Raw genomic sequence first — 20,812 nt, 5'->3', positions numbered from 1 at the left:
TCATCGGCACCGACTGCTTCGGGACTCGGCTGCGCCCGGATCACCGGGGTCGCGGTGGAAAGGCCGGCCCTGGAGAGAGGGCGCTGACGGTTGAGACGACCCGGCTACGCGGACCCCACGGGTCGGCTGCCGGAGACCGGCACGGAGCCGGTGGCGGCTACCGGGTCCGGGAAGGACTCCGGGTCCGGGAAGGACTCCGGGTCCGGGAAGGACTCCGGGTCCGGGGTTGATGAGGAGTCAGCGGAGCGCACCGCATCGGGGATCGGTGCGGAGCCGGCGGGCGGGGCCGGGTCAGGGGTCGCCGGGGTTCGGCGGCGGCGGAACTCGGTGGGCAGCACCAGGAGGGCGACCAGGACGCCGACCGCGCCGACCGCGACGAAGCCCCAGGCCGGGCCGCGGTGGTCGATGGCCAGGCCGGCCAGCGGGGCGCCGAGGGCGACGCCGACGGTCAGGGCCGAGTTGTGCATGCCCATGGCCTCGCCGCGCGCCGCGGCCGGGATCATCCGGCTGATGGCGTCGGAGCTCGCCGTGATGGTGGGGGCGCAGAGGGCGCCCGCCGGGATCAGGAGCAGGGCCAGCAGCCACCAGTGGTCGCCGCCGAGGCCGACCGGGATGGTCAGCACGGCCATCGGGGCGAAGATCACCAGGGTGGGCAGGCCGCGCCGGACGGTGCCGTAGAGGAAGCCGCCCACCAGGGAGAAGAAGGCCCACAGGGAGAGCACCAGGCCCGCCCACTCCACCTCACCGGAGGCCCGGAGCGTAGCGACCACCGCCACGTCGGTGCCGGAGAGGACCAGGGTGGCCGCCATCGTGACGGCCAGGACGGCGACGAACCGGGGCTTGAGCCAGCTGCGCCGCGGTGGCCGCTCACCGCTCGCCACCGGGGCCTCGTGAGCGCCCCGGACCGGCGGATTCAGCAGCCACAGGCCGATGCCGGCCAGCAGGATGCCGACGGCCAGGGAGAGCATCGCGGCGTGCGAGCCGGCGGTCGTCACGATCAGCACGCCGAGCGCGGGACCGGCCATGAAGGACAGCTCGGTGGTCATCGAGTCGAGCGCGAACGCGGGCAGCCGGTGCGACTCGGGGGTGAGCGCCGCGATCGCCTGCCGGGCCACCGAGAAGGCGGGCAGGGCCAGGAACCCACCGACCGCGGCGACCGGCAGCAGCGCCGAATAGGGCAGGGACGGCGCGACGAGCCAGTAGATCACCTCGGCGATCGTCGTCAGGAGCAGGATCGGCCGCAGCCCCCAGCGGTCGATGAGCCGCCCGATCACCGGCGCACCGATCGAGCCACCGATCGTCGACGCCGCACCGACCAGCCCGGCCGCCACATATTTCATGCCGAGGCCCTGGACGACGTGCAGGGTGAGCACCACCGTGCCCGCCGCGATCGGCACGCGGGCCAGCGTGGCGACGACCAGCAGGGACGTGATCTTCGGCAGCGCCAGTGTTTCGCGGTAAGGCGTGAGCAACATGTCGGATCCTGACCTCCGCCGCCCATCCTGCCGCGGGGGTACGACACAAATCCAACGCGTTACCGGCCCTCCAGCGGGGGCTGTGACGAGCGCCGCAGAAACGTCGAACGGCCCGCGCTCCGGGGAGTGCGGGCCGTTCGGGGAACGCCGGGCGATCAGCGATCGCGGTCGGTGCTCACGTCTTCCTGGTAGGTCGCGCCACCGTCGGACTCGCTGGTGAGCGGCCGGGCGCCGCCCTCCGGCGGGCCGGCAAGGGACTGCTCCCCGGCGGCCAGGTGCGGGAACTTCAGGTCGAAGGCGGGCCGCTCGGAGCGGATCCGCGGCATGCGGTCGAAGTTACGCAGCGGCGGCGGGGTGCTGGTGGCCCACTCGAGCGAGTTGCCGTGACCCCACGGGTCGTCGGCCGTCACGAGCTTGCCGACCTTGTACGACTTCCACACGTTGTAGATGAACGGCAGGGTCGACAGGCCCAGGATGAAGGAGCCGATCGTGGAGAACGTGTTGAGGAAGGTGAACCCGTCGTCCGGCAGGTAGTCGGCGTACCGGCGGGGCATGCCCTGGGTGCCGAGCCAGTGCTGCACCAGGAACGTGCCGTGGAAGCCGATCATCGTGAGCCAGAAGTGGATCCGGGCGAGCTTCTCGTCCAGCATCCGGCCGAACATCTTCGGGAACCAGAAATAGATGCCGGCGAACACCGCGAACACGATCGTGCCGAAGAGCACGTAGTGGAAGTGGGCGATCACGAAGTACGAGTCGGAGACGTGGAAGTCGATCGGCGGCGAGGCCAGCAGGACGCCGGACAGACCACCGAAGAGGAACGTCACCAGGAAGCCGATCGCGAAGAGCATCGGCGACTCGAAGCTGATCTGGCCGCGCCACATGGTGCCGATCCAGACGAAGAACTTCATGCCGGTCGGGACCGCGATCAGGAAGCTCAGGAACGAGAAGAACGGCAGCAGCACCTGGCCGGTGGCGAACATGTGGTGCGCCCACACCGACATCGACAGCGCGCCGATCAGCAGGGTGGCCGCGACCAGGCCCTTGTAGCCGAACACCGGCTTGCGGCTGAACACCGGGATGACCTCGGTGATGATGCCGAAGAACGGGAGCGCGATGATGTACACCTCGGGGTGGCCGAAGAACCAGAAGAGGTGCTGCCAGAGCATCGGCCCGCCGGTCTCCACGTCGAAGACGTGGGCGCCGAGCACGCGGTCGGCGGCGAGAGCGAAGAGCGCGGCCGCCAGGAACGGGAACACCATGACCGCGAGGAGCGCGGTGACCAGCATGTTCCACGTCATGATCGGCATCCGGAACATGGTCATGCCCGGGGCACGCAGGGTCAGGATCGTGGTGATCAGGTTGACCGAGCCGAGGATCGTGCCCAGACCCGAGATGGCCAGGCCGACCACCCACATGTTGCCGCCGATGCCCGGCGAGTGCAGCGAGTTGCTCAGCGGCGTGTACGCGAACCAGCCGAAGTCGGCGGCGCCACCCGGCGTGAGGAACCCGCCGATGGTGATCAGACCGCCGAACAGGTACAGCCAGTAGGCGAAGGCGTTCAGCCGCGGGAACGACACGTCCGGCGCGCCGATCTGGATGGGCACGACGTAGTTGCCGAACGCGAACACGATCGGCGTCGCGAAGAACAGCAGCATGATCGTGCCGTGCATGGTGAAGAGCTGGTTGAACTGCTCCGGCGAGAGCACCTGCATGCCCGGCCGGGCCAGTTCGGCGCGCATCAGAAGGGCCATCAGGCCACCCAGCAGGAAGAACACGAAGGCCGTGATCATGTACATGATCCCGATCTGCTTCGCGTCCGTCGTGCGCAGGATCCGAGCAAACGCCGAGCCCTTGACCGGTCGCCGCACCGGATACGGCCGGGTCGCGATCGGCGACGGCGCAACGGTCGTCACGAATTGCCTCCGTTGTCTCGTTCGTCCCTCTCGGGATATCCCGATGATCGGGCGTACTCCGGTGGCAGAATAGTCCCCCACCTACTTTCGGCCTTCGCGGGGTGACCAACGGACACGGCGGCCGCGCCGCCCGGTCAGACCGGAGCCACCAGCGCCCGGCAGTGGTCGGTGAAGATGCGGACCCCGCGACGCCGCAGCATCGGGTCGCGCAGGGCGGGTGGCACGTCCCGGGTCCGGTCCCGCTCCCGGGTCCGCTCGCGCACCTCGGCGCAGCGCCGGCGGCGACGATCCTCGTACGCCCGAAGGGCCTTGGGGATGTCGCCACCGGCCGACCGCAGCTCCTGCCCGAGCACGTAACCGTCCTCGAAGGACATCGCGGCGCCCTGGGCCAGAGTCGGCGCGGTGGCGTGCGCCGCGTCGCCGACCAGCACGACCGGCCCCTTGGACCAGGCCGGCAGGACCACCTCGTCGGTGCGGGCGACCTGCACCTTCTCGATCTTGTCGAGGATGGCCGGGACGGGTCCGCCGAACCCCTCGAAGAGCTCACGCAGGCGGGCCCGCGGGTCGTCCGGGTTGGGGGTGTCCGGCGCGGTCTCGTCGGCGTAGCAGTAGAGCCGCCGCCCACCCATCGGCATGGCCACGAACTGCGACCGCCGGCCGAGCACCGCTGTCCAGTCGGTGAGCGGTGGGCCGCCGCTGACCACGGCGCGATAGACGATCTGCCCGGTCGGCACGGCCGGGCCGCCCAGGCCCACCCGGCCCCGGATCATCGACCGCCGGCCGTCGGCGCCGACGACCAGGTCGTACTCCGAGATGCCGCCGCTTGCGAACTCCACCTTGGCGGCGCCGTCGACGACCTGCAGGTCGCGCACCTCGGTGTCGAAACGCACCTCGCCGCCGACCCCGGTGAGCAGGACCTGCTGGAGGTCGGCGCGGGAGAGCGCGCGGGACTCGCCGACCCCGGCCCAGAGACCCGCGACGTCCATCTCGAACAGTTGGCGGCCGCGCTGGTCGAGGAAGACCTGGCGGAAGATCAGGTCACCGAGCGGGCGTAACGGAACGTCGAGCCCGAGCAGGCGCAACGCGCGGGAGGCATTGCCTGGTAGGTAGATGCCGGCGCCCGGGACGACGGTGGCGGGCAGAGCCTCCACCACCTCCGGCCGGAAGCCGGCGACTCGCAGCCCACGGGCCGCGGCCAGGCCGGCGATGCCGGCGCCCACCACGAGGATGCGCAAGGTCATCGCACCAACGCCTTCCTGTCGATGGATACGCGTCGGAGCCAGAACACTACCGGCAGCGACTGACCCGGGGAACACCCTCGGTCAGCATCTGGTCCGATTTGTACAGCACCTGAGGTTGCACGCCACGCAGAGTCAAGCTACTTGGACAGTCCGCACTGTCCGTCCGGTCTGGACCGTCCACTGCGGTCAGAACCGCGAACGCGCGGCCCGCGCGGGCCAGGGCCACGGCCCGGCGGTGCCGGTAGTGACGGTGCAGTGCGGTGTGCATGACGAGAGCAAACCACCGGGGTACGACAGTTTCGCCCGCCGATCGAGTTACACCGGTGTATTTCGCTCCGGGTAGGGGCAGACAATCCGGGTATGACGGACCGCCTCGACGAGTACCGCCGCAAGCGGGACGCCCGGCGCACGCCCGAGCCGGTGCCCCGCTCCCGCCCCGAGCCGAGCGGCTGGCGCCGGTTCGTCATCCAGCAGCACCACGCCCGCAGTCTGCACTGGGACGTCCGGCTGGAACGGGACGGCGTGCTGGTCTCGTTCGCCGTGCCGCGCGGGCTGCCCCGCGACCGGGCCCGCAACAACCTGGCCAGGCACACCGAGGACCACCCGCTGGAATACCTGGACTTCGCCGGTGAGATCCCGGCCGGCCAGTACGGCGGCGGCCGGATGACGATCTTCGACCGCGGCACCTACGAGGCCGACAAGTGGCGCGACGATGAGATCGGTGTCACCTTCCACGGGGAGCGCACGAGCGGGCGTTACGTCTTCTTCCGGACCGGCGACCGGGACTGGATGGTGCGCCGGATGGACCCCGCCGAGCCGGGCTGGGAGCCGATGCCCGAGGCGCTGCGGCCGATGCTGACCACCCCGGCCGCCGGGCTCCCGTCCGACGACCCGGACTGGGGCTATGAGATGGCGTGGGGCGGGCGGCGCGTCCTCGCGTACGTCTCCGGGGGAAGAGTGCGTCTCACCGAAGCCGGCGGCGATGATGTGACCTCGTGGTTTCCGGAGATCCGGCCGTTGGGCCCGGCGCTCGCGCCGGTCGAGGCCGTGCTGGACGGGGAGATCGTCACGTTCGACGGCGCCCGGCCCGATCCCGCGCTGCTCGCCCGGCGCGAGGCGCCGAAGGACTCCGCGGCGGCGCGGCGGGCGGCCGAGCGCACGCCCGCGCATCTGCTGCTCTACGACCTGCTGTGGCTGGAGGGGCACGCGACGATCGAGGTGGTCCGGTACGCCGAGCGCCGTGAACTGCTGGAGGGCCTGTCCCTGGCCGGCGACCACTGGCAGACGCCGCCGTACTTCCCGGGCGGCGGCGAGTTCGCCCGGGAGGCGGCACGCGACCAGGGCCTGCCGGGAGTCGTCGCGAAGCGCCTGGACTCCCCCTATCTACCCGGCCGTCGCAGCCGGTTGTGGCGGCACATCAGCGCTTGATCGAAAAGGGCCGGCGACGCCAGAATGCGTGCGCCCATTTCCCTGCGGGCCGGTCGCTGACGGCCGATGAGTGGGTCTCACCGGGCGGCCCAGCGGAAAGGCCAATTGTCTGATGCACCCCGACCTGTCCCCGTCCCTGCCGGTGATCCCGGAGGTGAGCGCGGAGCTGTGGACCTCCGCGGTCCGGGTGCTCGACGCCAACTGGGTGGGTGACCACACGGTGCCGTCGCGCACGCTCCACCCGCATCAGCGGAGCTGGGACACGGCGTTCACGGCGATCGGGCTGGCCTACGTGAACCAGCCGCGTGCCTGGCGGGATCTGGGCAGCCTCTTCGCGGCCCAGTGGCCGGACGGCCGGGTGCCGCACATCGCCTTCGACCCGGACACCCCGGAGGACGCCCACTTCCCCGGGCCCCGGTTCTGGAACGTGCCCGCCTACGCCGGGCGGCCCGCCCGGAGCAGCACCGGCCTGGTCCAGCCGCCGCTGCACGCGCTCGCCGCGTGGGAGGTCTACCGGCATGCCGCGGCGCACGGCGCGGACGCCGTCCAGCAGGCCCGGATCGAACTCGACCGGCTCTACCCACGGCTGGTGGCGCAGCAGGAGTACCTCGGCGACCGGCGGGACGCGGGCGGCGGTGGGCTGGCGTCCATCGTGCACCCCTGGGAGTCCGGGCTGGACGACAGCCCGGCCTGGGACGAGGCGCTGGCCGCCGTGCCGGCGAACCCCGGCCTGCTGGACCGCGCGGTCTCCGGCGCGGCTCACCCTCCGGCCGACACGGACCATGCCCGGTACGCCGGTCTCGTGCTGGACTACCAGGCCGGGGGCTACTCCGACACCGGGCTCGCCGAGCGGCACGCCTTCGTCGTCGAATGTCCCGGCTTCAACGCCGTGCTGGCCACCGCCGAGCTGGCTCTCGCGCAGATCGCCGGGGTACTGGGCCGCCCGTCCGAGGCGCGCCGGCACCGGGAGCGGGCGCGCGATGTCACGGCGGCCATCGGGCGGCGGCTGTGGAACCCGGAGACCCGCACCTTCCACGCGCGTGACGTCCGGACCGGGCGGCTCAGCCCGGCACGCTGCGTCTCCGGGCTGCTGCCGCTCATGCTGCCGGATCTGGAGCCGGACCAGGTCGACGGGATCCTGGCCGAGCTGCGGTCGGAACGGTTCGGGCTGCCGGCGCCCAGCCACGACCGGACCGCGCGTGAGTTCGACGCCCACCGCTACCGGCGCGGCCCGGTCTGGATCAACGTGAACTGGCTGCTGCGCCGGGGCCTGCTGGTGCACGGCCGGCGGGACGAGGCGGAGGAGCTGCGCCGCCGCCTGGTCCGGTTGGTGCACCACAGCGGCCACTTCGAGTGCTTCCACCCGGAGGAGGGCGGTGGCCTCGGCACCTCCGCCTTCAGCCGGACCGCCGCCCTCTGCCTGGACCTGCTGGCCGACCGGTCCGCCCCGGCCTACGCCCGCGCCGCCTGAGAGAACGGCCGCTTAGAAGATCACCACTGAGCGAAGCACGTCGCCGGTGTGCATCTTCGCGAAGGCCTGCTCGACCTCGTCCAGCGCGATCTCCTCGGTCACGAAGGCGTCCAGGTCGAGCCGGCCCTGCCGGTAGAGCTCGGTGAGCAGCGGGAAGTCGCGGGTGGGCAGGCAGTCGCCGTACCAGCTGGACTTGAGGGCGCCGCCCCGGCCGAAGACGTCGAGCAGCGGCAGCTCGATGGTCATCTCCGGGGTCGGCACGCCGACCAGCACCACGGTCCCGGCCAGGTCGCGGGCGTAGAAGGCCTGCCGGTACGTCTCCGGCCGGCCCACCGCCTCGACCACCACGTCGGCGCCGAACCCGCCGGTCAGCTCGCGCACCTTCTCCACCACGTCGTGCTCGCGCGCGTTGATCGTGTGGGTCGCCCCGAACCCGCGGGCCCACTCCAGTTTCCGGTCGTCGGTGTCGATCGCGATGATCGTGGTCGCGCCGGCCAGGGCCGCCCCGGCCACCGCGCCGTCGCCGACCCCGCCGCAGCCGATCACCGCGACCGAGTCGCCACGGGTCACGCCGCCGGTGTTGATGGCCGCGCCGATGCCGGCCATCACGCCGCAGCCGAGCAGACCGACCGCGGCGGCCCGGGCCGCCGGGTCGACCTTGGTGCACTGGCCGGCGTGCACCAGCGTCTTCTCCACGAACGCGCCGATGCCCAGGGCCGGGGACAGCTCGGTGCCGTCCTCCAGCGTCATCCTCTGGGCCGCGTTGTGGGTGGCGAAGCAGTACCACGGCTTGCCCTTGTGACAGGCCCGGCAGTTGCCGCAGACGGCCCGCCAGTTGAGCACCACGAAGTCGCCCGGCGCCACATCGGTGACCCCGGCGCCGACCGCCTCGACCACTCCGGCCGCCTCGTGGCCGAGCAGGAACGGGAACTCGTCGTTGATCCCGCCCTCGCGATAGTGCAGGTCGGTGTGGCAGACCCCGCAGGCCTGGATCTTCACGACCGCCTCGCCCGGCCCTGGGTCGGGCACCACGATGGTGGCCACCTCGACCGGCTTGCCCTTCTCCCGGGCGATCACGCCCCGCACCCGCTGACTCATGTTTCCCACGACCCTTCACCGGTGGCTGGTCCGATCAGGACAGCCTCGCAGATCTCACCGGGAAACGGGACGGGAACGAACCTCCAGTGGCGTCTCCAGCAGCGCCTCGGCGACCTTGGCCAGCTGGCGGGCCTGCCCGGGGGTGAGCCGATCGAAGATCAATTGCTGTACGGCCTCCGCGTGCCCGGGCGCCGACTCCACCACCTTCTCCCAGCCGGCATCGGTGAGCACGGCGATCTGGACCCGGCCGTCCGCGGCGTCGCGTTCCCGCTGGACCCAGCCCTTCTCCTCCAGCCGGGCCACCACATGGGAGAGCCGGGACAGCGAGGCGCTGGCCCGTTTCGCCAGGTTGCTCATCGACAGACGGCGATCGGACCGCTCGGAGAGGGTCATCAGGACCAGGTAGCCCATGTGGGTCAGGCCGGCGTCCCGCTGGAGTTGGGCCTCCAGCGCCGCCGGCACCCGGACGAGGACTTCGATCACCTGCCGCCAGGCTTGCTGTTGCTCATCGGTCAACCAGCGAGGCTCGTCCATGCTGGCAGGTTAGTGGCGATCGACGGCTACGGTAGTGGCCGGACAGCCGAGATCCACGCCAACGCGTTACGGATCGGCCCTGGATTCGATCGACTTACGTGAACCTGGCCGGGTACGCTGTCCGGGGACTTTCACCCCGACACGGCGCCGGAACCGGCTGGCTGGGGGGCCTCGGCCGGTTCCGGCGCCGTGTGCCTAAGGGTTCCTATGCGGCGGGCGGCTCGTCCTTGCCGGCCTCCTCAGCCGCGTCAGCCTCTTCCTTGGTCTTGTGCACCGCCCCGTCGGCGTGCTCCGGCGGGCCGTAGACGGTGTAGAGGACAAGCGGGTTCGCGCCGTCGTTGACGAAGTTGTGCTTCGTGCCGGCGGGCACCACGACCAGGTCTCCCTGCTCGACCTTGCGGGTCCGGCCGCCGACGACGGCCTTGCCGATCCCGCTCACGAAGGTCAGGATCTGGTCCACCTCGTGGATCTCCTCGCCGATCTCGCCGCCCGGCGGGACCGTCATGATCACGAGCTGGGTGTGCTTCCCGGTCCAGAGCACACGGCGGAAATCGGGGCTCTGCTCAGCGACAGTGGCAATGGTGAAGTGCTCCATGTCCGGACGTTACCCGGGTCAGGCCCTCCGCAATCGGCCCGGAATCACCGGCTCCGGACGGCCGATGAGGTAGCCCTGCACGTAGTCGACGCCGAGCTCCCGCAGCATCCGCAGGGTGGCCTCGTCCTGCACGAACTCGGCGACGGTGTGGATGCCGTACGCCTGGCAGACCTGCACCAGGGCCCGGACCAGCACCTGGTCCTGCGGGTTGTCGACCAGGTCCACCACGTACTCGCCGTCGATCTTGACGAGGTCGATCGGGAAGAGCCGCAGGTAGCGGAACGAGGCGTAGCCGGAGCCGAAGTCGTCCAGCGCCAGACCGCAGCCCAGGTCGCGGACCCGGTCGGCGAACCGGCGGGCCTCGCTCAGGTTGCCGATCAGCGCCGTCTCGGTGATCTCGAAGGTGAGCTGCGCCGGATCCACCCGGTAGCGGTCCAGCAGCTTCTCCACCTCGTTGGTCAGCCGCGGATCACCGACCGACCGGCCGGACAGGTTGACCTGCAGGCACAGGCCGGGCTGCTCGGCGGCGAGCCGCATGGCCCGCTCCACCACCCAGAGATCGATGTCGAAGACCGCGTCGAGCCGCTCGGCGGCGTCCAGCACCTGGATCGGCGACTGCGGGCCGTCGCTCTCGTCGATCACCCGCAGCAGCAGCTCGTGCCGGGTCACCCGGTTGGTCTGCAACTCCAGGATCGGCTGCGAGTAGAGGGTGAACCGGTCGGTGCCGAGCGCGTCGGCGACCCGGGAGCGGTAGGAGCCCTGCCGGTCGCGGACCGGGACCGGGTGCGCCACCAGGGTCAGCGGGCGGTCCGCGTCCCGGGACTGCCGCCAGGCCTGTTCGGCGTCGATCAGCAGGCCGTGACTGCCGGCCTCGGCGTCCTGCTCGAACCGGACCAGGCCACCCCAGACGCACGCCGGCTCGCGCAGCGCCTCGACCAGCACCCGGGCCTGCTCACGGGCGGCCCGCCAGGTGGTCCGGGCGAACAGCACGGCGATCTCGTTGGGGCCGACCCGCCCGAGCAGGTGCTCCGGGCGGACCCGGTCCTCGAGCAGCCGGGCGGTGCGGTGCAGCAGATCGGCGTTGTGCTCCGGGCGTACCCCATCGGTTTCCCCGGCCTGGATCCGGAGCACCAGGAGCGCGCCCCCGGCTCCGCGCAGGGCGCGGTCGACCTCGTCGGCGAACCGCGCCCGGGTGAGTAGACCGGTGGCCGGATCCGGCTCGACGAGCGAGGCCTGGACGGTCTCGCCGCGCCGGGTGAGGCGGGCCGACTCGCGGCGGGCCCGCTCGCGGGCCGAGACGTCGCGGATCGTGCCGCGGATGCCGCGCACCGTGCCGTCCGGCCCGGCCATCGGTTCGAGAGTGCAGTCGACGTCGAACCAGCCGCCGTCGGCGCGCATCAGCCGGACCGTGATGAGCACGGTGTTCTGGCTGGTCCAGGCTTCGGTGATGGCGCCCAGGGCCTTGGCGTGGTCGTCGCGGTGGACGTGCCGGGCGAGGATCTGCCGGGTCATCCCCTTCTCGGTGGGGGTGCGGCCGACCATCGCGGAGAGGGCCGCGGACCAGACGATCTGGTCACCGGCGGCGGTGTACGTGAACCACGCGGCCCGGTCGTCGGCGGGCTGCCGTGGCTCCGGCAGGGTGTGCGGCGGTGCGGGAGTCCAGAGCTCCCGTTCTTCGGGCACCGTCATATGCCGCCACCTCCCCCCTTGTGCACGGCTGTTCCCGCAGCCACCAAGACCCCTCACCTATTACGACCTGTCACCGGGCCGTAGTAACAGTGGACGCAAGCGTCAAAGTTTTGACGTATCCGCAGGCAAGGCCATGAGCAGGGAATTATCGCCCATCCAGAGTAACGAAACAACCGAATGGACGACCTCGTTCCCTTACAATTCCACCGAAATGGCTTCGCCTAATCCATGACAGACAGTCACTACGTGTATTTGCTGTGGAACCTTCCGCATTTCCCTACCTGAATCCAGGCCCGAACATGCACCCAGCGCGACGACGCTCGCGCGGTGCGTGACGGATCAGTCACCGTCGACCGTGGTGATCTCCAGCTCATTGATCCGCTGCCAGACCGGACGGATCGCCACCTCCGGCTCGCGCGCGAAGACACTGCCACGGATGCGGACGAAGACGCAATTCCCCACCCGTTCCAGGACGGACTGCCGCCGCATGTCGCTCTCCCACTGCTCCGGCCCCCGGTAGGCGTCGCCGTCACACTCGATCGCCAGCCGCCGCCCGTCCGGCGCGTTCAGCACGAAGTCGATCCGGTAGTCCCCGATCCGGAACTGCGGAATCGGCCGGTACCCACGGCCCACCAGGAGCTTGAGCACGTCCCTCTCGAAATCGGTCTCGCAGTGCACGGCCGGATCGGCCGCCGCGGCCTCCGCGGGCAGATCGACGGCGTACGACAGGAGCCGTCCCCGGGCGTCGTCGGCGAGCAGCGCCCCGGGCCGCACCGAGTGGAAGATCCAGAGCTGGTCCCGGGCCCGGGAGGCGGCCACGTTGATCCGCCGGTGGTAGTCGCGCTTGGTGAACGCCGCGATCCGGGGATCCCGCTCCGACACCACGGTGGAGATCAGCACCACGTCACGTTCGTCGCCCTGGAACGTGTACGCGTCACCGACCCGCAGCCGCCGTGCCTGGATCTCGTCCTCGCCGATCGCCTCGCGCAGCTGCTCCAGCAGGTAGGCGGCCTGCCCACTGCTGGAGAGCAGGCTGATCACGCCGAGGGTGCGGCCGTCGTACCGCGGATCGGCCACGATCTTGGTGACCCGGTCGACCAGCGCGGTGGCCTCCTCGAGGTTCACGTCGCCGTACCCGGCCAGCGGCCGGCGCTCCCCGCTCTCGCAGAACACCGTCTGAATCGGGGGCAGGGACGGACGGTCCGCCCGCAACGGCCGGATCCTGCCGTCGTAGTAGTGCCGCGACGAGAACTCGATGATCTGCGGGACACAGCGGAAATGCTCGGTCAGCAGGATCCGCTCCGGTGAACGGCGGACCGCGTGGTCGTACAGGGAGGACTCGGGGTCGAAGTGCTCGGCCGAGGGCACCCCGTCCAGATGCCGCCGGATCAGGCCGGTGACCGGGCCGACGAACCCGAGCTGCGGGCCGATCTGCTGGTCGTCGCCGACCACCACGGCCCGCTCGGCGAGCGTGAGCACCGGCAGGGAGAAGAGGTCGGCCTGGGACGCCTCGTCGACGATCACCACGTCGAACCGGGCGCCGCCGGCGAACTGCTCGATCGCCCGGTCCACCGACATGACCCAGACCGGCACCGCCGACACGGCCGACTCCATGGCCCGCTGAGCGTGCGCCTGCCAGGCCGCGGCGCCCCGCCCGGTGCCCTTGCCGATCTTGCGGAGCGCGGTGGCCCAGTCGGCCAGCGCGGCCCGTCGCCGGTCGTCCAGCGCCCGGGACACCTCCAGCCACGCCGACGCCACCACCAGCTCGGCGGTCAGGCTCCGGATCCGGGACCGGGCCCGCTCCACCCGGCGGGACAGCACCGCCGGATCGACCTCGCCGACCACCCCGTCGAACCAGGTCTGGGCGCGCCGCCACTCCCACGCCGACAGGACCGCCTGACCGGAGAGCACCGGGTGCTCGCCGCCGGCGATCATCGCGGCCCACTCCGGCGCGGCCACCACCAGCCGGTGGAAGGCGGCGTCGAACCGCATCACGTCCGGCTGGAGCAGCACCAGCCGGCGCACCTCGCCGATCGCCTCATCCCAGTCGTCCAGGGTGCGCCACGACTCGGCCAGCTCCGGCCAGGCCGCCACCCGCTCGGCGACCGCATTCTCCACGGCCCGCGCCTGCTCCAGGCCGAACACCTCGGCCGCCGCCTCGCACGCGTCGGCCACCTCGGCCAGGCCGGCGGCGTCCACGACCAGCTCCCGCTGCGGCATCAGCGGGGCGATCCGCCGGGCCAGCGGCGGCCAGCGGTTCAGATCGAAGTCGAGAGACTGGTTCGCCTCGGCGAGCAGCGTGCCGGCCCACACCTCCGGGTCGCCCCAGCCGCCCGGCGGCTCCGGGACCTGCAACCGGTCCACCCACTCCGACCAGGCGTCGCCCAGACGGCGGCGGGCCTGCTCACGGCGCACCCCGGCGGTCGCCAGATCGACGTCGGCCACCGTGCGCAGCGGCTCCCCGTCGACCCGGACCTCGTCGGCCAGCCGGAACAGACCAGGCTGGAGCAGCCGGTTCAGGCTCCTCCCGGCGGCGAACCGCTGACGCACCTCGGCCAGCCGGGACAGCAGCAGCTTCGGCTCCGCCAGAATCGGGCCGGGGATCGCGATCCGGTGCCCGGTCACCTCCCGGGCCAGCGTGGCCAGCTCCGCGAAGAGGGTCTCGGTGGTCACCACCTGGTCGTTCCACAGGAGGCGCCAGTGCGGATCGTCCAGCAGCCGGCCGAGACGGTCGGTCCAGGTCCCCTCGCGGCGCTTCAGCCAGGACACCGCCTCGCGCAGGTCGGCCAGCAGGTCCGACATGCCGGTCCGGCGCTCACCGCGTACCGCTGCCATGTCGACGCCCTGATCCGCCAGGAGCGACATGCGCTCCTCGGTCTCCGCCGTCTTCGCCCGGGCTGCAGCCGCGGAAGCGGCGTCCGGAAGATCCGAGATCTCCGGAAGCGGGCGCATCGCGGCCGCACGATCCTCCGGCGTCAGCCGGGCGGCCAGCTTCAGCAGGGTGGCGAACTCCTCGATGGTCAGCGGCGGCGGACCGGAGACCGGATCCGGGATGCCGCCGTGCGCGGCGGCGCGCTCACGCAACCACGCGCCCACCTCGGCGGGCATCAGAGCAACCCCACCGATCTGGTACGTCTGAGCCTCGCTCTCGGCGATCAGCCGCAACCCGGCCATGGCCGCCGCCAGCTCCCGCTCCGCCTCCTCCAGGTTCCGGGTCAACAGATCCACCCGGCGCCCCTCGGCCTCCTTGTCCAGAGTGGCGGCCCGGTCGGACAACTCGCGTGCCGCCAGCTGCAACTGCACCAGCTGGTCCGTGGTCCGCCCGAGAACGGCGAGGCAGAGCGGCTGCACCTCCTCGGGAAGGCCGTCCCGGAGCACCCGCAGCGGCTCCTCCTTCTGCGCGACCACCAGCACCCGCTTGCCGTTCGCCATGAGATGGCAGATCAGATTGCGGATCGTGTGCGTCTTGCCGGTGCCGGGCGGGCCCTGCACCGCGACGTTGCGGTGGTGGGCGAGACGGCGCGCGATCGACTCCTGCGCCTCGTTCGTCGGCAGCGGCATGAGCAGCCGCTCCCCCACCCGTTCCCAGGTCTCCGGGCGGTCGTCCGGCATCAGCAGGCGGCTCGGCTCGTGCGCCACCACCGCGGCCAGTGCACCCACCCGGTGCATGTCGCCGCCGGTCAGGCCGTCGCGCAGGTTCTCCAGGAAGCCGCGTAGGTGGCGCTGGCGGGGCCGGGCGAAGAGCACGGCGACGTCCCGGACGAACGCCTTCCTCTCCGGCTCCCTCTGTTCCTCCTTCTCCGGGCCGTCCACGATCGCCCGGTCGAAACCCAGCCGGGAGAGGGCGCGTTCGAACAGCTCGCGGCGGTCGATGTCGTTCCACAGGTCGACCTCGACGGTGCCGCCCGGACCGGTCAGGGCGGTCAACTGGGCCAGGTAGCGGTCGTCCAGCCCGGCGAGAGCCTCCACCTGGAGGCGGGACGGTCCGGCCGGGGAGACGGTGACCAGGGCGCGGTCGGCGTCGTACTCGATCAGCACCGGGGTGGCGACCAGCGGATAGCGGACCCGCGTGCCGTCGATCACGGTCTCCACGATGCCGTGGCCCCAGACCAGCTCGGTGGTGGCGGTCGCCATGTCCAGCTGGTGCATCCGGTCGAAGAGGCGGCGGTGCAGCTCACGGGTCTGCTCGGCGGCCGCGGTGAGCAGCGACCAGGGACGCCAGACCTCGTCGCGCCAGGTCTCGAAGTCGTCGCCGGCGCCCTCCGCGGTCGGCTCCTCGGACGGCTCCTCGGACGGCTCCGCGCCCGCGAGCACCTCACCGCGCAGGCGCCGGCGCAGCGCGGCCGGGACCGCCACCGGGGCGGGCAGTTCGGGACGGCCGACGCGGAGCCAGGAGGAGCCATCAGCATCCGGGCCGATCTGGCACTCCGGGTGCCGGGGCAGCGTGTGCAGCCAGTGCGCGTCACCCGGAACGGTGCGCGCCGGACGGTCCATCTGGGCCCGGACGGCGAGCAGATAGTCGGCGACCGCAACGGCCCGATCCCGGATCGTGGAGGGCGATTCGCGCTGCTCGGCCATCCTCGGGAGTCTAGGGCGTGAGATTGATCCTGTGAGTGTGCGTACCAGGCCGTTTCGGGGGCGGCGCGCAGGCATGAGGAACCGCTAAGGTGACGCCCGCTGATCTTGCATCGATGGTCTTGGGGATACACGTGAATCAGGGGTGGGCGGAGTTGGACGGCAACGGTCACTATTGGCCGGCACAGCCGCCGGCGATTCCTCCGTCGTACTACGCCATGCCGGATGACCCGCTGGTCAGCCCGAGCTATGAGGGCTGGTGGGCGCGGGCCGGAGCACTGGCGAAGAAGATCTGGAAGCCGGCGCTGAAGCTGAACGCGGTCGCCCTCCTGCCGCTGCTCGCGCTGACCGTGCCCGCCAACGTCATGCTGACCACCGAGCAGCGGGAACTCCAGGCGGCGACGCTCAACCAGACCGATCCGCCGGGCCTCTCGGCACTGAGCGGGTTCATGACGGCGATCGGCTGGCTCCTGGCCGCCACCCTGGTCGCCGCGCTGGTGTCCGCGGTGGTCACCTCGGCCACCGTCCGGCTCGTCGTCCTCGCGGCCACCGGCCAGCCGGTCAGCCTGCGCGAGGCGCTCCGCACCGCGCTGCGCCGCGGCCCGGCGGTGATCGGATGGCAGATCCTCGGCGGCTTCCTCGGCGTCCTGGCGCTGCTCGCCTGCTTCCTGCCGATCCTGTACGTCGGCGCGGCGCTCATGATCCTCCCGGTGGTGGTCACCATCGAGCGGGGTGTGGGAATCGGGCGCAGCTTCTCCCTCTTCCACGCCGACATCGGCGCCAGCCTGGCCCGGATCGGCAGCATCTGGGCGGTCACCATCGGCGCCTCGATGGTGCTGGCCTCGATCGGGGCCGCGCTGGAGCTGACCATCGGCGGAACGCCCGGTGCGGTCGTGTCCAGCCTGTGGAGTGGCCTGTACTACCTGGTCGCCGGCATCTACATCACACCGCTGCTGGTCACCGCGTATGCGGACATGCGGGCGCGCCGGGAGCCGTTCTCCACCGCTTACCTCACGCCGCAGGCCGAGCACCCCGCCGCCTGATCCCTCCGTCACCCACCCCGCGGCCGCTGCCACCCGCGGCCCTTGCCACCCCGAAGCCCTGCCACCCCGCGGCCTGCCACCCGCGGCCCCTGCCACCCGCGGCCTGCGACCCCGCGGCCCGGCCCCCTGCGGGCTACGCAGGCCGGCCCGCAGCCCTTCCTGTCCGCGGGCCGCTGTTCGGCCGTCACGAAGGCCGCGGGCCGCTCCCCGTCCGGGGGCGGCCCGCGGCCTTCCTCTGCCTACCGTCAGGGGAACTGCATGCGGCGCGGCCGGGGGATCACCGGCGGCGGGAGCGGCAGATCGTCGAGGTGGCTCCAGTTGAGGGTGCCGTTGTCGGTGGACTTGATCTCGCCGAGGCAGGCGCGGAGCAGACCCAGGTTGGGCGCTCCCGCGTATCCGGCGATGATCACCTCGGGTTTCGGCTCGATGCCGGCGATCGCCGCGCAGATCTTGGCGACCTCGCGCTCGTCGACGGCGTCGAGCGGTAGCGGGGCCTCGACCGGGGAGCGGCGCCACGGCGGGCCGAAGCGGCGCAGGAGCTCGCGGGCGAGGCGGCCGAACGAGCGGCCCACCTCGGCGTCCCGCATGGAGATCCGGGCGGATTGGCCGTAGCACCACGGCACGACCACATGCCCGTTGATCAGGACCAGCTGATAGACCGAGCGCGGCACGCTGATGATCTCCGCCCCGGGCAGTGTGCCCAGGAAGAGGACCAACTCCTCGTAGGGAAGAGGCCAGCGGGGATTGGCGAGCACACGCTCCATGGTCTGCGTCATGGCTGGGTGAGCGTGGACCTCGCGGTCGATCGCCGTGCTCAAGGCCTCCGGCACCCGGGTCCACAGCTCGTCGGCGACCTTGTCGCCGAACTGCTCGATCAGCCAATCGCTCGGACCGACGAGAACGTCTGGACGCATTCTCCACCACCACCGTCCGTGATGCCGACGTCACTGCTGGCTAGAAGAGTTGCACTTCCAATGATCGACTGGAAGGGGCAACGGCGAGATCACAAAAACAACCTTGAATGAAATCGAACATGTCGATCAACGCTTTGCCACAACGATGGAGCGGCGGCGCGGCGAACCGCGAAACGTGCAACTTGCGCGATGAAGGGCGCGCGCAACTTGCACGCCCGCTTCACTATTCGCCGACACTTGCCAGTGAAGCCGAGAGTTATTTCCGAGTGGTGACACACAGGCAAACATCGTTTCACATAGCGTGATCAAATACCGTGTGACCTGCGACAGCCCGAGTTGATCGATCACTCGGCAGCCCGGCTGGCGCACCCTCGAAGCGATGAAATGCGTTGCAGTACGCGCGTCCCTTTTCACCACCCGGCCGCCGGGCCGTGACCCGCGCGGACCATCGACGGGCGGCACCGTCAACCGGCGGTGGCCAACTGTCGGATACCCGTCACTTCGCTCATGAAGCGAGCGGGCGGACCGGGAAACGCTCTCCGACACGAGGCTGGTCACGCCTCGCCGATCATGTGCCGGGCCGTCGCGCGCGACTCCACCCGGACGCGCGGCACCTGTCATGTTGCTCACAGCCGGCCCCTCTCCCGGACGCAAGGACCGCACCCACGGGACGCTTTCCGCACCGCAACCTAAGCCGCCCGGGAACCGCCCTTCACGGGTCGTCACCAGCGGAAACGTTGCAGCGCTTTCCACCGCACCCGAACCCGGCACCGGTCGCCGCATTTCTGGACCGCCTGCGTGCCGTTTCCCGCGCCCATTCCCCTTTTCCGTCGATCACCCCCACCCGCGCCCCAGCAGGCAAGATCCTTACCTACCGAGGCGTAATTTGATTTCGTACCGGAAAATTGCGCCGGAAAGTACTTCGGAAATCGAGTCGACGAATTCCATTCGTACGCCATTTCGGAGTGCGGCCGGCCCGCTCCGTGCTTAATCGGTTCGGTTCACCCCGGCCGCATAGGTCTCGATAACCGCGCGACCGGTCGCGGAATCCGCGCCCACCGTTTCCTGGGTAACCGCCGTCACGGCCGTGAGCAGCCGGCTCCGGGCGGCCCGCAGGGTCGCCATGATCTCCCGCGCGGTGTCGCCCGCGGGCCGCCGGCGGATGCCCTCACCGATGTCGAGCGCCGTCATGTCGCCGCCCGCACCGACCGTCACGGTGACCAGGCCGTCGGGACTGCGGGCGGTCTCGGCGAGCTGTGCCAGGCGGACGGAGAGGGTGCGGGCCCGGTCCGCCCGCTCGTCGATGGCGCACCGCCACTCGTCGATCCACCGCTCGGCCTCGTGCAGATCCCGGCCGTCGAACATGGCGCCTCCTCATCCAGCGTGACGAATTCGCGGCAGACGGTAGCGAGAGCGGCGCGAGTCCGGGGACGGGCCTGTGGACAACCGTGGTCTGTGGATAACCGTGGTTCTGTCGGGGGCGGGCGATACCGTGCCGGGGTGAGTTCGCACGCGCTCGTCACGCCGGCCGAGGAGGCCGCCACCGTCATCGCCGCCGTTCTGGGCGATCTGCTCAGCGGCGCCCACCGTGGGGTGGTGGTCGACTCCCCACCGGGCGCCGGCAAGTCGACACTGGTGGTCCGGGCGGCCGGCGAGCTGGCCGCCACCGGCGCGCCACTGATGATCGTGGCGCAGACCAACGAGCAGGTGGATGATCTGATCGACCGTCTCGGCACCCGGTCGCCGGAGATCGGGGTGGGCCGGCTGTCCGCGGTCGACTACGAGCCGACCGCCCGGGTGCGGGCGCATCCGCGGTGCCGGGTGGCGGCCAAGGTGGCCGATCTGGGCTCACCACCGGTCACCATCGGCACGGCGGCGAAATGGGCCACCGTGACCGAGGGCAGGTGGCCGTGGGCGATCGTCGACGAGGCCTACCAGATGCGCTCGGACGCGTTGTTGCGGGTCGCGCCACGGTTCGAGCGGGCCCTGTTCGTCGGCGACCCCGGACAGCTCGACCCGTTCTCGACCGTCGAGGTGGACCGGTGGATCGGCCTCTCCTGGGACCCGATGCAGAGCGCGGTGGCCGTCCTGCTGCGGCACAATCCGGAGCTTCCGGTGCACCGGCTGCCTGTCTCCTGGCGACTGCCCGCGTCGGCGGCGCCGGTGGTGGCCCGCGCCTTCTACCCGTTCACCGGCTTCCGCTCGGGCACGGGGCCGGGCGATCGCACGCTCACTTTCGAGCAGCCCGCGCGGGACGCGCTCGACACGGTGCTGGACACCGCGGCGGCCACCGGCTGGGGGCTGCACGAGTTGCCGGAGCGCTTCACCGTGCGTACCGATGCGGAGGCCGCCGCGGCATGTGCCGAGCTGGCCGCACGTGCCCTGACCCGGGAGGGGATCGCCGTCTCCGAGGCCGGGAGCGGGCGGCTCACGCCGGAGCGGATCGCGATCGGCGCGGCCCATCGCGACCAGGTGGCGGCGATCCGGTCCCTGCTGCCACCGGAGGCAGCCGAGGTCACCGTGGACACGGCGAACCGTCTACAGGGCCGGGAGTACGACCTGACCGTCGTGCTGCACCCGCTCTCCGGCCGGCGCGACGCCACCGCCTTCCACCTGGAGTCCGGGCGGCTGTGCGTGCTGACCTCACGGCACCGGCACGCCTGCGTGCTGGTGGCCCGCGCCGGGATCGCCGAGCTGCTCGACGCTCACCCGTCGACCGAGCCGGTCCATCTCAACGTGCCGGTCAAGTTCCCGGACGGATGGGAGGCGAATCAGTCGATGCTGGCCCATTTACACCGAACGTAACCCAACGGTAACCATCGATACGTCTACCGTG

Annotated in this window: 14 protein-coding genes; 4 read left to right on the top strand and 10 right to left on the bottom strand. The window is 71.2% G+C overall.

All coding sequences use genetic code 11. The annotated features are described in order from the left end of the window. Positions 1-104: 104 nt before the first annotated feature. The 3 genes from IEZ13_RS30825 to IEZ13_RS30815 form a co-directional block, all read right to left on the bottom strand. Positions 105-1,475, bottom strand: coding sequence for an MFS transporter (locus IEZ13_RS30825; protein ID WP_183224902.1), 1,371 nt, complete (start codon positions 1,473-1,475; stop codon positions 105-107). Between the two features lie 155 nt (positions 1,476-1,630). Then, complete coding sequence (gene ctaD / locus IEZ13_RS30820) at positions 1,631-3,388, bottom strand: aa3-type cytochrome oxidase subunit I (protein ID WP_183224903.1); 1,758 nt, start codon at positions 3,386-3,388, stop codon at positions 1,631-1,633. 134 nt (positions 3,389-3,522) lie between these two features. Then, positions 3,523-4,629 carry an FAD-dependent monooxygenase gene (locus IEZ13_RS30815; RefSeq protein ID WP_183224904.1) on the bottom strand — a complete coding sequence of 369 codons (1,107 nt, stop codon included), beginning with the start codon at positions 4,627-4,629 and terminating at the stop codon, positions 3,523-3,525. A gap of 360 nt (positions 4,630-4,989) precedes the next feature. Here IEZ13_RS30815 and IEZ13_RS30810 point away from each other — a divergent pair, with 360 nt between their 5' ends. Next, positions 4,990-6,057 (top strand): DNA polymerase ligase N-terminal domain-containing protein, encoded by a 1,068-nt coding sequence (locus IEZ13_RS30810; RefSeq protein ID WP_183224905.1) that lies wholly within the window; start codon positions 4,990-4,992, stop codon positions 6,055-6,057. Between the two features lie 112 nt (positions 6,058-6,169). Next, on the top strand, positions 6,170-7,528 hold the full coding sequence (locus tag IEZ13_RS30805; protein ID WP_183224906.1) for an MGH1-like glycoside hydrolase domain-containing protein: 1,359 nt from the start codon (positions 6,170-6,172) through the stop codon (positions 7,526-7,528). A gap of 12 nt (positions 7,529-7,540) precedes the next feature. Here the strand turns inward: IEZ13_RS30805 and IEZ13_RS30800 are convergent, their stop codons facing one another. From IEZ13_RS30800 to IEZ13_RS30780, 5 genes are all read right to left on the bottom strand, one after another. Beyond that, on the bottom strand, positions 7,541-8,626 hold the full coding sequence (locus tag IEZ13_RS30800; RefSeq protein ID WP_183224907.1) for an S-(hydroxymethyl)mycothiol dehydrogenase: 1,086 nt from the start codon (positions 8,624-8,626) through the stop codon (positions 7,541-7,543). Positions 8,627-8,680: 54 nt separating this feature from the next. After that, the gene (locus IEZ13_RS30795; protein ID WP_183224908.1) at positions 8,681-9,160 is read right to left on the bottom strand and encodes a MarR family winged helix-turn-helix transcriptional regulator; all 480 of its coding nucleotides are present in this window, start codon (positions 9,158-9,160) and stop codon (positions 8,681-8,683) included. Positions 9,161-9,365: 205 nt separating this feature from the next. Next, entirely contained in the window at positions 9,366-9,755 is a 390-nt protein-coding gene (locus tag IEZ13_RS30790) for a cupin domain-containing protein (RefSeq protein ID WP_183224909.1), read from the bottom strand. A gap of 18 nt (positions 9,756-9,773) precedes the next feature. Then, positions 9,774-11,444, bottom strand: a complete 1,671-nt coding sequence (locus IEZ13_RS30785; protein ID WP_183224910.1) for an EAL domain-containing protein — start codon at positions 11,442-11,444, stop codon at positions 9,774-9,776. Positions 11,445-11,783: 339 nt separating this feature from the next. Beyond that, entirely contained in the window at positions 11,784-16,022 is a 4,239-nt protein-coding gene (locus tag IEZ13_RS30780; RefSeq protein WP_183224911.1) for an AAA domain-containing protein, read from the bottom strand. A 131-nt stretch (positions 16,023-16,153) separates the two neighbouring features. Here IEZ13_RS30780 and IEZ13_RS30775 point away from each other — a divergent pair, with 131 nt between their 5' ends. Then, on the top strand, positions 16,154-17,062 hold the full coding sequence (locus tag IEZ13_RS30775) for a hypothetical protein (protein WP_183224912.1): 909 nt from the start codon (positions 16,154-16,156) through the stop codon (positions 17,060-17,062). A gap of 245 nt (positions 17,063-17,307) precedes the next feature. Here the strand turns inward: IEZ13_RS30775 and IEZ13_RS30770 are convergent, their stop codons facing one another. Continuing rightward, positions 17,308-17,976 (bottom strand): hypothetical protein, encoded by a 669-nt coding sequence (locus IEZ13_RS30770; protein WP_183224913.1) that lies wholly within the window; start codon positions 17,974-17,976, stop codon positions 17,308-17,310. A gap of 987 nt (positions 17,977-18,963) precedes the next feature. After that, the gene (locus IEZ13_RS30765) at positions 18,964-19,341 is read right to left on the bottom strand and encodes a YbaB/EbfC family nucleoid-associated protein (protein ID WP_183224914.1); all 378 of its coding nucleotides are present in this window, start codon (positions 19,339-19,341) and stop codon (positions 18,964-18,966) included. Positions 19,342-19,476: 135 nt separating this feature from the next. On the opposite strand from IEZ13_RS30765, the gene IEZ13_RS30760 reads away from it, so the two are divergent. Further along, entirely contained in the window at positions 19,477-20,781 is a 1,305-nt protein-coding gene (locus tag IEZ13_RS30760; RefSeq protein WP_183224915.1) for an AAA family ATPase, read from the top strand. Positions 20,782-20,812: the final 31 nt, after the last annotated feature.

The organism is Actinoplanes campanulatus (genome assembly GCF_014647795.1).
In the GTDB taxonomy this organism is placed as follows: domain Bacteria; phylum Actinomycetota; class Actinomycetes; order Mycobacteriales; family Micromonosporaceae; genus Actinoplanes; species Actinoplanes campanulatus.
This window is presented reverse-complemented; position numbering and strand designations above follow the sequence as displayed.